The 11,944-nt window shown below is 50.5% G+C and carries 14 protein-coding genes and 1 other RNA gene; 6 read left to right on the forward strand and 9 right to left on the reverse strand.

Annotated features, from left to right (window positions below; translation table 11 throughout):
* The first annotated feature begins 1 nt into the window (after position 1).
* Together fghA and FRIGORI9N_RS02815 are read left to right on the forward strand one after the other, a co-directional pair.
* Positions 2-838: an S-formylglutathione hydrolase gene (gene fghA, locus FRIGORI9N_RS02810; protein WP_159568377.1), complete on the forward strand. Its 837-nt coding sequence runs from the start codon at positions 2-4 to the stop codon at positions 836-838.
* Between the two features lie 47 nt (positions 839-885).
* Entirely contained in the window at positions 886-1,944 is a 1,059-nt protein-coding gene (locus FRIGORI9N_RS02815; RefSeq protein WP_159568378.1) for a serine endopeptidase, read from the forward strand.
* Here FRIGORI9N_RS02815 and FRIGORI9N_RS02820 read toward each other — a convergent pair.
* Positions 1,941-2,261 (reverse strand): nucleotide pyrophosphohydrolase, encoded by a 321-nt coding sequence (locus FRIGORI9N_RS02820; RefSeq protein WP_159568379.1) that lies wholly within the window; start codon positions 2,259-2,261, stop codon positions 1,941-1,943. The two genes, FRIGORI9N_RS02815 and FRIGORI9N_RS02820, sit on opposite strands and share 4 nt — an antisense overlap.
* Positions 2,262-2,310: 49 nt before the next feature.
* The gene (locus tag FRIGORI9N_RS02825; protein ID WP_159568380.1) at positions 2,311-3,441 is read right to left on the reverse strand and encodes an alkene reductase; all 1,131 of its coding nucleotides are present in this window, start codon (positions 3,439-3,441) and stop codon (positions 2,311-2,313) included.
* A 122-nt stretch (positions 3,442-3,563) separates the two neighbouring features.
* Here FRIGORI9N_RS02825 and FRIGORI9N_RS02830 point away from each other — a divergent pair, with 122 nt between their 5' ends.
* Complete coding sequence (locus FRIGORI9N_RS02830; RefSeq protein ID WP_159568381.1) at positions 3,564-4,493, forward strand: LysR family transcriptional regulator; 930 nt, start codon at positions 3,564-3,566, stop codon at positions 4,491-4,493.
* Positions 4,494-4,502: 9 nt separating this feature from the next.
* Here the strand turns inward: FRIGORI9N_RS02830 and rarD are convergent, their stop codons facing one another.
* The gene (gene rarD / locus FRIGORI9N_RS02835; protein WP_159568382.1) at positions 4,503-5,393 is read right to left on the reverse strand and encodes an EamA family transporter RarD; all 891 of its coding nucleotides are present in this window, start codon (positions 5,391-5,393) and stop codon (positions 4,503-4,505) included.
* Positions 5,394-5,723: 330 nt separating this feature from the next.
* Here rarD and FRIGORI9N_RS02840 point away from each other — a divergent pair, with 330 nt between their 5' ends.
* Positions 5,724-6,056: a hypothetical protein gene (locus tag FRIGORI9N_RS02840; RefSeq protein WP_159568383.1), complete on the forward strand. Its 333-nt coding sequence runs from the start codon at positions 5,724-5,726 to the stop codon at positions 6,054-6,056.
* Here the strand turns inward: FRIGORI9N_RS02840 and FRIGORI9N_RS02845 are convergent.
* Positions 6,027-6,428, reverse strand: a complete 402-nt coding sequence (locus tag FRIGORI9N_RS02845) for a hypothetical protein (protein WP_201301461.1) — start codon at positions 6,426-6,428, stop codon at positions 6,027-6,029. The genes FRIGORI9N_RS02840 and FRIGORI9N_RS02845 overlap by 30 nt on opposite strands.
* On the opposite strand from FRIGORI9N_RS02845, the gene FRIGORI9N_RS02850 reads away from it, so the two are divergent.
* Together FRIGORI9N_RS02850 and FRIGORI9N_RS02855 are read left to right on the forward strand one after the other, a co-directional pair.
* Positions 6,355-7,464 (forward strand): sorbosone dehydrogenase family protein, encoded by a 1,110-nt coding sequence (locus FRIGORI9N_RS02850; protein WP_236550785.1) that lies wholly within the window; start codon positions 6,355-6,357, stop codon positions 7,462-7,464. The genes FRIGORI9N_RS02845 and FRIGORI9N_RS02850 overlap by 74 nt on opposite strands.
* Positions 7,465-7,533: 69 nt before the next feature.
* Positions 7,534-7,845, forward strand: coding sequence for a c-type cytochrome (locus tag FRIGORI9N_RS02855; protein WP_159568385.1), 312 nt, complete (start codon positions 7,534-7,536; stop codon positions 7,843-7,845).
* Positions 7,846-7,885: 40 nt separating this feature from the next.
* Here FRIGORI9N_RS02855 and ssrA read toward each other — a convergent pair.
* The 5 genes from ssrA to FRIGORI9N_RS02880 form a co-directional block, all read right to left on the reverse strand.
* Positions 7,886-8,269: a transfer-messenger RNA gene (ssrA, locus tag FRIGORI9N_RS02860) on the reverse strand.
* Between the two features lie 37 nt (positions 8,270-8,306).
* On the reverse strand, positions 8,307-8,963 hold the full coding sequence (locus tag FRIGORI9N_RS02865; protein WP_159568386.1) for an HAD family hydrolase: 657 nt from the start codon (positions 8,961-8,963) through the stop codon (positions 8,307-8,309).
* Between the two features lie 11 nt (positions 8,964-8,974).
* The gene (ubiG, locus tag FRIGORI9N_RS02870) at positions 8,975-9,691 is read right to left on the reverse strand and encodes a bifunctional 2-polyprenyl-6-hydroxyphenol methylase/3-demethylubiquinol 3-O-methyltransferase UbiG (protein WP_159568387.1); all 717 of its coding nucleotides are present in this window, start codon (positions 9,689-9,691) and stop codon (positions 8,975-8,977) included.
* Positions 9,692-9,798: 107 nt separating this feature from the next.
* The gene (gene ompA, locus FRIGORI9N_RS02875) at positions 9,799-10,449 is read right to left on the reverse strand and encodes an outer membrane protein OmpA (protein ID WP_159568388.1); all 651 of its coding nucleotides are present in this window, start codon (positions 10,447-10,449) and stop codon (positions 9,799-9,801) included.
* Between the two features lie 75 nt (positions 10,450-10,524).
* On the reverse strand, positions 10,525-11,847 hold the full coding sequence (locus FRIGORI9N_RS02880) for a TRZ/ATZ family hydrolase (protein ID WP_159568389.1): 1,323 nt from the start codon (positions 11,845-11,847) through the stop codon (positions 10,525-10,527).
* Between the last annotated feature and the right edge of the window lie 97 nt (positions 11,848-11,944).

Genomic DNA, 11,944 nt, shown 5'->3' on the forward strand with positions numbered 1-11,944 from the left:
TATGAAATTACTTAGTAGCGTTCAATGCTTTGGTGGTTTGCAAAACCAGTATGAGCATGCGTCAGAAACACTGAACTGCACCATGCAGTTCAGCGTTTACCTGCCGCCCCAAGCTCAAGCTGGGCACAAGGTGCCAGTGGCTTATTGGTTATCCGGTTTGACTTGTACGGATCAAAACTTCGCCACCAAGGCGGGTGCTCAAAGAGTGGCTTCTGAATTGGGTATTGCTGTGGTCATGCCGGATACCAGCCCCCGAGGTAAGGATGTACCCGACGACGCAGACAAATCCTACGATTTTGGTTTGGGTGCTGGATTTTACGTGGATGCCACAGAGGCACCGTGGAGCACCCATTACAAAATGTATAGCTACATTGTTGAGGAATTGCCAGCACTGATCGAGTCCGCTTTGCCGGTGAGCCAGCTTAAATCGGTGTTCGGCCACTCCATGGGCGGACATGGAGCCTTGACAATTGCGTTGAATAATCCGGATCGATATGTCTGTGTAAGTGCATTTTCTCCAATAGTGAGTCCCATACAATGCCCTTGGGGGCAAAAAGCATTGGGTTTGTATTTGGGTGACAATCAGGCTGCCTGGCAGCGTCATGACACCGTGGCACTTATTCGTTCGGGTGCTTCACAACTGCCAATGCTGGTCGACCAAGGTTTGGCAGACAACTTTTTGGTCAATCAGCTGAAAACGGAATTGTTGGAAGCGGCCTTGCAAGAAACGGGTTATAAAGCGGAAGTACGCTATCAGGCTGGGTACGATCACAGCTATTACTTCATTGCGACCTTTATTGAAGATCATTTGCATTTTCATGCGAAGTATCTGAAATAAGCCACTCGCGCGTTGATGAAACCATATAAAAACAGAATGAGATTCAGATGAGCAAATCGCTGAGATTGTCAGAAAAATGGTTTCGTCGCGGACTTTGGCTTGTCGCGGTGATATTTGCGTGGTTTTTGATCGGCTTGGGTGGCACTGTTGTGGGCGATTTGCCCAAAATAGAGCAAACAAAAACGCTTGAAGACTTTATGGATCCGATTGAGCTTAAAAAGGTTCGAGAGGAAATTCGAAAGACTGAGCTGAATGAGCGGGAGGTCAGTGATTCGCTTGAGCAGTCGCGCCTGAAGTACAGCGCAGCCGAGGCAGATACCGATTCAGAACGTGAAAAATTCATGGCGTCTGTTGCTACCAGAAAAGCGACTGCGCTACCAGACCAAGACAAAGAATTGCTCGCACGCACCGATCGTGTGGACAACTTGCAAGCCTTGGAGCGCGTGGCATTGGCCCAGGTGGAAATGCAGCAAAAACTATTGCTGGATGCCCAGCAGGCCAACCGAAAAGCGCAATTGCGCTTGAATGAATTGGAACGAGCCGCGCAAGAAGAATACACCAGTGCCATTCAAAGCCAGGAATTGCGGGTATTCGGCTACCGCCTGGCCCTGACTTTGCCACTGTTGCTTGTTGCTGGCTGGTTTTACAAAACCAAACGCCAAAGCACCTATTGGCCGTTTGTGTGGGGTTTTATTTACTTCGCCTTGTTTGTATTCTTTGTTGAGTTGGTGCCTTACTTGCCCAGCTACGGTGGATATATTCGCTACCTGGTGGGCATTGTAATAACAGTGTTGGTGGGGCGCCAGGCCATTCTTGCCTTGAATCGATATTTGGAACAACAGCGCTTGGCTGAGGCTCAGCCGGAAACCAAGCGGCGGCAAGTTCTGGATTACGAGACTGCCCAGTCGCGTTTGCTCAAAAGCATATGCCCGGGCTGTGAGCGCAAGGTAGATTTAAAAGACACCGATATTGATTTTTGTCCGCATTGCGGCATTGGTCTTCACGACAAGTGCGGCACTTGCAACTCGCGTAAAAGCACTTTTTCAAAGTATTGTCATGCGTGTGGCACCAGTGCACGCTTGCCTGAAACTCCGGACCACGCTTAGTCGTTCGCTGGATACTTCACGGCATTTTTGAGCAGTTTTTTCTGGGCAGCATCCACGGGGTCGATGTGAAGCTGATTGCAAATTTGCAACAAATACAGCAGCACGTCGGCCACCTCATCTTTAACTTCATCCAGTTTGTGCCCGTTGATTTTTCTGGATTCCTCCTCGGTCAACCACTGAAAGTGTTCAAGCAATTCAGCCACTTCAACGGACAAGGCCATGCTGAGGTTTTTGGGAGAATGGAATTTTTCCCAATGCCGTGCATTGGAAAACTCGATCAATCGCTGTTGTAGTTGCTCAAGGCTGTCTTTGTTCATCTCTGGAGAGTATCAAAAAAAACGCCAGCTTGTGACTGGCGTTTTTCATTTACACATCCAGCGATGGGTAATCAATATAGCCTTCAGGCCCCGGTGCGTAATAAGTCTGTGGATTGCCTTCTGCCAATGGCGCGTTGAGCTTCAAGCGCGGCACCAGGTCAGGGTTGGCGATGTATGCACGGCCAAAGGACACGGCATCGGCCCAGCCTGTTTCAAGTGCGTTGATGGCCATTTCACGCGTGTACCCGTTGTTGACGACATAGGTGCCCTTGAATGTGTTGCGAGCCCACGCATAGTCAAAGCCGGGCACATTACGATCACCGCCGGTTGAGCCCTCTATCATGTGTATGAAGCCGATACCGCGCTGATTCAGTTGCTCGATCAGGTAACCAAAGACAGCTTGTGGGTTGCTATCGCCCAAGTCATTGAATGGCGTCACAGGAGATAAGCGAATACCCACCTTGCCTGCACCTATTTCTGCGATCACTGCGTCAATTACCTCAAGCGCAAAGCGTGCGCGGTTTTCTGCAGAGCCGCCGTATTCGTCAGTACGGTGGTTTGCGCCGTCCCGCAAAAACTGGTCGATCAGATAGCCATTCGCACCATGTATTTCCACGCCATCAAAGCCAGCTTTGATGGCATTTGCTGCACCTTGACGATATTCATTCACCACAACTTTGATTTCTTCCACAGTCAGTGCATGTGGCACTGGTACATCGACCTTGCCATTGTGGGTGTAGGCGACCACATTGGGTTTAATTGCAGAAGGCGCGATTGGACTCAAACCGCCTGTCAGTTCAGGGTGGGTAATGCGGCCCACGTGCCAAATTTGGGCAATAATTTTGCTGCCTGCAGAGTGAACTGCTTCGGTAATTGACTTCCAGCCCTGCACTTGCGCTTCAGAGTAAATGCCTGGGGTTGCCATGTAGCCTTTGCCAGCTGGTGCAACCTGTGTTCCTTCGCTAATGATGAGGCCAGCGTTGGCTCGTTGCTTGTAGTACTCAATATTCATCTCACTGCCGGGAATATCACCTGCAGCCTCATCGGAACGGCAGCGGGTTAGTGGAGCCATAACCACCCGATTTTTTACTTCAATGCTGCCAATTTTTCCAGGCTGAAACAGCTTCAAATCATCCACGTTGTTGATCTGTTCATTCAAATGTGGGATCGGTGAATTCATACGTCGTTACTCCTCTTGTGTTGCAGTGCAATGTTGCACATTATGCGTATTCAAAGCCCACATATCTACGGAACAGTTGTTATAGTATTTATTCCTGCTGGGAATGGAAAGGGAGCACGTGAATGGATCGATTGAGACTGATGGAAACCTTCGTGAGGGTTGTCGAAACCGGTAATTTCTCGGCGGTGGCTCGGCAGTCTCACACCACCCAGTCCGCGATCAGCAAGCAAGTGCAGGCTTTGGAGGCCGACATTGGCGTGTTGCTGTTGGTACGTTCCACTCGAAGCCATTCGTTGACAGAGGCCGGGCGTCTTTACTATCAGCGCTGTCGACAGGTGCTTGACACACTGGAGGAGGCGCGTAGCGAGGTGCTGCGCGCAGAGCACGAGGTCAGTGGTCTGTTACGAGTGGCCGCACCGGTTGCATTTGGGCGAATTCATATTGTTCCCCGCTTGGGTGCATTTTATGAGCGCTATCCCAACATGCGCATCGATTTGCAGCTTGACGACAGTTTCGTTGACTTGGTTGCGGCGGGTATCGATGTGGCGTTTCGTGTGGGCGAGTTGAAGGACAGTCGCTTGATTGCGAGGCGAATCGGCTCTGTGGCCAGAGCTGTTATTGTGTCTGAAGGGTATTTGATCCGCCATGGCACCCCCGATACACCAGAAGACTTGAGAAATCACAATTGCCTGTTGTACACGGGAATCGACAATTTCAATGAATGGACTTTTTATGGCAGCAAAGACAAGGCCATGACTGTGCGCGTAGGTAGCAACTTTCAATCGAATAGTTCCGAGGCAATTCGCCAAGGTGTACTGGAAGGTTTGGGTATTTGCTATTCACCCACATGGATTTATGGTCGGGATATTCGAGAGGGCAGTGTGAAAACGATTTTGAATAACTACAAGCCCAGCACATTGCCTCTGAATGTCGTCTATCAACCCGAACGTCGTCCCTCAATCAAGATTAGTAGTTTTGTGGATTTCTTCACCGAGACCTTTAATCGAGATCCAGACCTATCGACCGTGATTCGATCTTATAAAATGCAGTGATAGTTCTGTTCAAGGGCAAGTCTCCATGGGCTGTCGTCTCATTTTGTAGGTGCCTTCCAGGGCCAGCACACTCAGCGACAGCCAAATGGCCAAGTAAGTAGGCCATTCTTGCGCCGCAATGGTTTCCCCGATCACGAACGCAACAATCACCAATAGCACTGGTTCTACGTAGCCAAGCAATCCAAAAAGACTGAAAGACAACATTTTGCTGGCCAAAATATAAGAAATTAGCGCGGAAGCGCTTAATACGCCCAGCAGTAAAATCAGCAAAGGCAGTTGTATTTGCAGCCCTGTCATTTGTTCCAAACCCTCGCCCGACAAGGCGAAATAAAGCGCCAGGGGTGACATCAGCAGCATGTCAAACCAAAGCCCACCCAGGTTGTCTATTTTGAATTTGGATCGAAGCACAAAGTAATACGGGTATCCCAAGCACACCACAAGGGAAGTCCAGGCAAAGCCCCCCGCCTGAAATACAGCATTGATTACGCCAAGCGCTGCCATTAGAACGGCCAATTTTTGAAGTGAACTAAGTTTGTCTTTGTAGTAGAGGCGGCCAATCAAAACCATCACAAGCGGCATCATGAAGTAACCCAATGAAACGTTCATCGCATGCCCATGAAGCGGTGCCCACAGGAACAGCCACAACTGTATGCCCAGTAACAAGGAAGACGCAGGCAATACCAGATAGAGCCTCCATTCGTTTCTCAGGCGCAGTGCAATCGATCGGACCAAGCCCCAGTCTTTTGTTCCGATCAGGAACAGGGTCATCACTGGCAAAGTCAGCAGCATTCTCCAGCCGTAAATTTCCTCTCCAGTTAAAGGCTCAAGCAGGGTGGTGTAGTAGTACATGCTGCCAAAGAGCACAGAGGCCAAAATTGAGAGAAATATGCCTTTCTGCATGATTTACAGCGTCCTGATTTATTTGGTGTGGTGAAAAGTTAACATTTGTGAAATACGAAACATTAACTGGAATTCCTGTTTTGCCTGGTTTGTGAAATAGACAATCAATGGTTTTTTTGCGCTGCAGCAATCGTATGTCGAAATTGTTAAAAATCGAAGTCTTTAAAAATTAGCATTGTGATGAAAATCATTCATCTGGTGTATTCAAAAATGACCGCAATTCGACATTACATTTTCTGGATCTAAATTGCTGAATTCATTAATATTCGTTGGTCCAAAAACACAGGCAATCAAGGTAATAGTTTTTGGCAATCAAACAGGTGCGCTCGAGTGAGCGTTGTTCGTTGGCAAGGAAACCTTGCATTGCAGTGCGCATCCACTGGTCCGGAGACCAGCGTTTGTCTCTCTGAACAGGTGTTTTGGATCATGAAAGTCTATTTGTGTTTGGTGGTGTTGTTCAGTGTTGTCGTCGCTTTGTTGCTTCGTCTTCTCGATCTTAGTTGGCCTTTGTCCATCGTAGGGGCCCTCTTGGCCTTTAGCGGGTCTACTATTTTGCTGCTGGGCTGCAGCGTTCCGCGATTGCTCTCCGATCAAGATAACAAAGCAGGCGGCAAAAATTTCTTCAGCCTGATATTAAAAGGCACGTCTTCTAAATCTGAGTGATTGACTGCGGGTAAGGCCATATTGACCGAGTGTTGAATATGTGTAACTTTCAATCTGCGCGATCTTGAATGGATGCGATTGACGAATCGTTTCGCCATCGAATTGCGCATCAGTCTTAATCACAAAATCAGGAGACAAAATGAAGAAGCTTGATAAACTTTTGTCCTGCGCAGTCTTTGCCTCGGCCAGCTTGGTCGTTGGTGGGGCAGCGATAGCAGCAGCGCCTAATCTTACCTCTACAACGGTTTTAACCAAGTTGGAAAATCCTTGGGATATGGCGTTTTTACCCAATGGAGCCATGTTTTTTACCGAAAAATGCCATGGTTTGTCGGTCAGACTGCCGTCGGGGACAGTTAACAAATTAGTCGGCATGAAGGACGCCACAGGATACGCAGACTCCATGCCGGATCTTTTTTGCGATGGCCAGGCTGGAATGAATGGCGTAGCGGTAGATCCTGATTTTGCGAAAAATGGTTACGTGTATGTGTATTCCACATCGAGTAAATCCAGCCCTCAGACCAATCGTGTTATTCGATTGAAGGCAAATGCTGATTTGAGCAAGTTGTCTGACCGCACCGATATCGTGGATGATATTCCTTATAAAATTGCCGCCAGCGATCATCCCTTTGGCTCGTCTGGCGCGCACAACGGCGGAAGAATTCGTTTCAATTCCGGTGATGGGTTTTTGTATGTGACCACTGGCGATACACACAATGGCGTGGTGCCACAAAGCCCAACCAAACTCGGTGGAAAGGTGTTGCGCATTGATCGTAACGGAAAGGCTGCTGCTGGCAACAAACCGCCAAAAGGTTTCGATGCCCGAATATTTACTTATGGTCACCGCAACCCACAAGGTATCGCATTCCGCCCCGGCACCAATCAGCCTGTAACAGCTGAAAATGGTCCATGGCATTCTGATGAAGTCACCGTATTAAGCAATGGCGGCAACGCGGGCTGGGACCCTCGTCCGAATGTCGGGGGCCGTGGAGACTGCCCAGACGGATATTGCGGTTACAGCCCAAATCAGATGGGTGCCATGGAGCCCGTCAAGCGTGCCGCGTTCATGTCCATGACAGACACCAAGACTTATCCCAAGGCAATGAAGCCCGCATGGAACAATGAAAACTTGTCCCAAGGCATGTCATCAGGCGTTTTCCTGAGTGGCAAGCAGTGGAAAGACTGGGACGGGAAAATGGCGGTGGGCTACATGGGAATTGGTATTCATGGAACCCCGGTTGGTAACCGAATTGATTTGCTCGATATCAGCAAAGACGGACTGTCCGCCAAGCGAACTGTGATGCCTTTGCCCATGCCGGCGGGTCGTTTCCGTTCCGTGGTGCAGGGTCACGATGGGAACTTGTACATGGCCACCGATGAAGGTGAAATTTATCAAATCAAACCCAACTGACACACGTTTGAATTAAGCAGTTAAGCCGCGCAGTCTGAATGATTGCGCGGTTCTTGAGAGGAAATACCCATGAAGAAGTATCTCGTATTTGTTCTTTTTGGCTCAATGTTGACAGCATTGGGCAATGCAATTGCCAGTCCGGAAATGGTCAGGAAATACAATTGCACGGCTTGCCATGCCGAGGACAAGAAAAAGTACGGGCCGACCTATCAGCAAGTCGCCTTGAAATATGCAGATGACGCGGGAGCGGCAGAAAGATTGGCCAAGAAAATTCAAACAGGAGGTGCTGGAGTGTGGGGTAACACGCCCATGCCTGCGCAGCCACGTGTGACCGACGAGGACGCATTGACAATTGCCAAGTACATTTTGGCTGTGAAGTAAACAAAAAAGGCCATCACAGGGATGGCCTTTTCTTTTTATTTGGTGGAGCCGGCGGGAATTGAACCCGCGTCCGCAAATCCTCCACTACCAGTTCTACGTGTGTAGTCGTCTTCTTTGCATTTAACGGCTACTGACGAAAAGCGACATTCTTCAGCATCCGCGATCCACCTAATTTAACTTACTGGCCGGCAGCATTCCGGTAAGCGGTCCGATGTAGATGATCCCACTGCGGGTTTGACCCCGCCCAGCCCATCGGCGAGCTGGTGTAGGAAGTCCAAACTAAACTAGCTTAAGCAGCTAGTTTGAGTTCGGGGCTAAACGAAGAGTCGTTTGCGTTTAAAGTTTTTCAGATGGATTTACGAGGTAACTGATCCTCGACACGCCCCAATAGCTTTGCAACCCACGTCGAAACCAGATCGACCCCATTGGAAACACCATTGTAACACCCTTGATGTGGGGGCTCACATTCTAATTTCAAGCCACCTGGCCAAATCATGCGCTGTTTTAATCACCGCATCTGCGCCCCATTGGTCAATCGGGCTGGCAATGTACCCGTATTCGACTGCCACGGTGGTCATGCCGGCGTCACGCCCGGCGATTACATCCCGCTCATCGTCACCGATCATGACGCATTGTTCGGTGGGCAGGCGCATTTCACCCGCAGCCATGAAACAGGGGAGTGGGGAGGGTTTGGGTTTTTCGGCAGTGTCACCTCCAATCAACACACTACAACCTTGGGTCAACCCCAGTTCATGCACCAGCTTTTCAGCGAGGTAGTAAGGTTTGTTGGTGACAATGCCCCATTGAGCACCGCGTGCCCGGATCTCATTCAGCAAGGGAATAATTCCGCTGTAAACCGCGCTTTCCCGTGCAATGCGGGCCTCATAGCGCTCCAGAAATTCTGCACGCATGCTTGGAAATTCGGGATAGTGCATTTCCAGGCCAAAGCCAGCTTTTAGCAAGGCGCGGGCTCCGCCCGAGGCCAGGTGTTCCATGGCGCGGTAGGGGGTGATGTCAACGCCACGATCGCTTTGCATGTCTTGAATGGTGCCGCACAGGTCTGGTGCGGTGTCTACAAGCGTACCGTCCAGATCAAACAGAATTCCGTTTAAAGGCATCAGCAAATTCCTCAAGCGGGTTTTCTGCAAGCCACCATGTAGTTCACATCGGTGTCACGAGCCAGGCGATAAACCTTGGTCAGCGGGTTGTAAACCAATCCAATGATTTCTGAAAAATCAAGTTTCGACTGACGCGCATATTGGGCCAATTCAGACGGTTTGATGAATTTTTTGTACTCATGCGTGCCTTTGGGCAGCAGGTTGAGCACATATTCTGCGCCAACAATCGCAAACACAAAACTTTTGGGATTGCGGTTAATGGTTGAGAAAAACAGCCAGCCGCCTGGTTTGCAAAGGTTTGCGCAAGCCTGGATGGTTTGTGCGGGATCAGGCACGTGTTCCAGCATTTCAAGGCAGGTGACCACATCGAAAGTACCCTGTTCTTCTGCGGCCAGCTGTTCGGCCGATACAAAGCGGTAGTTCACATTGTTTACACCGGTTTCAAGCTTGTGCAGCTCGGCGACTTTCAGAGACTTGTCCGCCAGGTCAATGCCTAGAACGTCCGCTCCCCGGCGGGCCATGCTCTCGGCCAGAATTCCACCGCCACAGCCCACGTCCAGCACTCGCTTGCCCTTCAGGCCGACCCGTTCATCAATCCAGTTCAATCGAAGCGGGTTGATTTCATGCAGGGGACGGAACTCGCTGTTGGGATCCCACCACTTGCTGGCCAAAGCTGAGAATTTTGCCAATTCGGCATGGTCAACGTTGTTGGATTCGATACTGCTCATGGGTAAAGGCTCTTCAATTGAATGCGATAAGTTGTAGTTTACCCGAAGCCAGAAACAAAAAAGCCCGGCTAAGCCGGGCTTTTTTGATCAGAACCAAAGGCTGCGAATTACTTCACAACTTTCTGTGTTGCGTTGAATTCGATTTCAACGCGACGGTTCTTGGCGCGACCTTCGCGGGTCTTGTTGTCAGCCACTGGCTGGCTTTCGCCCATACCCTTGATCTGGATACGGTCAGCAGCTACGCCCTTGCTTACCATGTAGTCTTTCACAGCCTGAGCACGACGCTCGGACAGCTTCTGGTTGTAAGCATCGGAACCGATTGAGTCTGTGTGACCAATTGCGATTACGCTGTTCAGGTCAACCTGACCCAACTTGGTGATCTCTGAATCAATGCGGTCTTTACCGCCTTGCTTCAAAGTGGCCTTGTCAAAGTCGAAGTACGCGTCGGCTTCCAGGCTTACCTTGGTAATCACTGGAGTCGGTGCTGGCTCAGGAGCAGGTGCTGGGGCAGCAACTGGTGCTGGAGCAGGCTTCTTGGGGATCAAGTCAGGATCGCATTCCTGGATTGCCAAAGCGGCTGTGAAGTAGCTAGTGCGGATGCACTCGCCGGAGCCGTCTTTAACAACTTTGCCGCTGCCATCTACTACATAGCCTGACAGGCCTTCACCTTTGTCTGTTGTGTGGGCCATAGCGGCTGTAGACGCTGTACCAATGGCCATCGCCATCAGAACTTGCGTGAGAGTCGACATTTTTTTCATTGTTGCTCCTTGGGTTAAATAGGGGTTCAAGCTGGTTGATAGTTTACAGTAGAGGCTGTCATAGTTATCACCCTCTCAACCAACTTTCTCGACACGAGTCTGCCACACTCGTTGGGTTTTTCGCATGATTTCCCCGACTAATTGTGCCCTTTTGCCCACAAGTTGTTGCGATTGCACAACTTGAATGCCTGCCACCCAAACATGCTTCACGTCTCTGGAAGCCCCGCTGTAAGCCAGTTTCGAGATTAGATTGTGGTTGGGTAGTTGGTGTGCAGACTCCCCAACCGCCACGGCGATCAGGTCAGCTTGCATTTCGGGGGCTATGCGCCCAATCAGGTGGTCTGCGCCCAACGCTTTTGCCGCGTTACAGGTCATGCTTTTAAGCAGCTCCCCGGCATTAAAAGCCGTCGCATCGCCGCTGGCCCCTTTGCACAGCAGGGAGGCAAGGCGGCCTTCCTCCCACATGTCCAGCTTGTTGTTGCTGGCTGCGCCATCGGTGCCGATAACCACATTGACTCCCGCTTTCAGCGCGCCAGCCACGGGCGCAATGCCACTGGCCAGTTTCAGGTTGGATGCAGGGCAATGCACCAGCGTTGCACCTTTGGCGGCCATGGCCTGCAACTCATATTCATTCAGGTGTACGCCATGCACAGCCAATAACCGTTCGTTGATCAGGCCGAGGCGTTCGAATCGAGTAAAAGGTCGCTCTGCGTCTCGACTCACTGCGTCAGTCACTTCGCTGGCTGTCTCGTGTAAATGGCAGTGCACTGGTAAATCCAGTTCTTCGGCCAGCATGGCCATGTGTTTAAAGGTGTCATCGCTGACGGTGTAAGGCGCGTGCGGGGCAATCGTCCAATGCACGGTGGGTTCGTTTTTGAATTTGTCGCGGGCAGCTATCCCCAATTCGATGTATTGCTTCGCTTCTGCCGCGTAACGGGTGGGGAACTCAATCACCGTGATGCCTGCAAACACGCGTGAACCCAAGTCCACCGCGGCTTGAGCCACTTGGTCAGGATAAAAATACATGTCGTTGAACGTGGTGACTCCACCCTGGAGCATTTCGGCGGCAGCCAGCACTGTGCCGTCATATACAAACTCCGCGTCAGCCAAGGCACCTTCCAGGGGCCATATCCGCGTTTGAAGCCAGTCATGTAGCGCCAGGTCATCAGCTGCTCCGCGCAACAAGTTCATGGCCCCATGGGTGTGGCAGTTAATCAGGCCAGGCATTAGAACATGCCCGGGAAGATCCACCCGTTCAGCATCGGGGTACTGTGTTAGCAGTTCATCGCGCGGACCTAGGGCCACAATTCGGTCTTGATGGATCAAAACAGCATGGTTTTCAAGCACTTCAGTGGTGTGGTTCAGGCACAAAAGCCATTGGGGGGTAAGCAGTTGCATGGGCAGGGTCACTAGATGATTTGGAACGCACCATTGCGCCCAGTTTCAACGATTTTGGCTGATACAATCGAAAGCTTGCAAGTGTAGCGCCAGGGAT

Source organism: Limnobacter sp. 130, assembly GCF_902506325.1.
GTDB lineage: Bacteria > Pseudomonadota > Gammaproteobacteria > Burkholderiales > Burkholderiaceae_B > Limnobacter.

Bases quoted from the DNA above. Each gene is read 5' to 3' on its own strand.
- FRIGORI9N_RS02850 (WP_236550785.1), top strand. From the start codon at position 6,355: ATGTTTTTTACCGAAAAATGCCATGGTTTGTCGGTCAGACTGCCGTCG.
- ubiG (WP_159568387.1), bottom strand. From the start codon at position 9,691: ATGAGCAGTATCGAATCCAACAACGTTGACCATGCCGAATTGGCAAAA.
- FRIGORI9N_RS02845 (WP_201301461.1), bottom strand. From the start codon at position 6,428: ATGCCGACTAATTTGTTAACTGTCCCCGACGGCAGTCTGACCGACAAA.
- FRIGORI9N_RS02830 (WP_159568381.1), top strand. From the start codon at position 3,564: ATGGATCGATTGAGACTGATGGAAACCTTCGTGAGGGTTGTCGAAACC.
- fghA (WP_159568377.1), top strand. From the start codon at position 2: ATGAAATTACTTAGTAGCGTTCAATGCTTTGGTGGTTTGCAAAACCAG.
- FRIGORI9N_RS02825 (WP_159568380.1), bottom strand. From the start codon at position 3,441: ATGAATTCACCGATCCCACATTTGAATGAACAGATCAACAACGTGGAT.
- rarD (WP_159568382.1), bottom strand. From the start codon at position 5,393: ATGCAGAAAGGCATATTTCTCTCAATTTTGGCCTCTGTGCTCTTTGGC.
- FRIGORI9N_RS02855 (WP_159568385.1), top strand. From the start codon at position 7,534: ATGAAGAAGTATCTCGTATTTGTTCTTTTTGGCTCAATGTTGACAGCA.
- FRIGORI9N_RS02865 (WP_159568386.1), bottom strand. From the start codon at position 8,963: ATGCCTTTAAACGGAATTCTGTTTGATCTGGACGGTACGCTTGTAGAC.
- FRIGORI9N_RS02815 (WP_159568378.1), top strand. From the start codon at position 886: ATGAGCAAATCGCTGAGATTGTCAGAAAAATGGTTTCGTCGCGGACTT.
- FRIGORI9N_RS02820 (WP_159568379.1), bottom strand. From the start codon at position 2,261: ATGAACAAAGACAGCCTTGAGCAACTACAACAGCGATTGATCGAGTTT.
- FRIGORI9N_RS02880 (WP_159568389.1), bottom strand. From the start codon at position 11,847: ATGCAACTGCTTACCCCCCAATGGCTTTTGTGCCTGAACCACACCACT.
- ompA (WP_159568388.1), bottom strand. From the start codon at position 10,449: ATGAAAAAAATGTCGACTCTCACGCAAGTTCTGATGGCGATGGCCATT.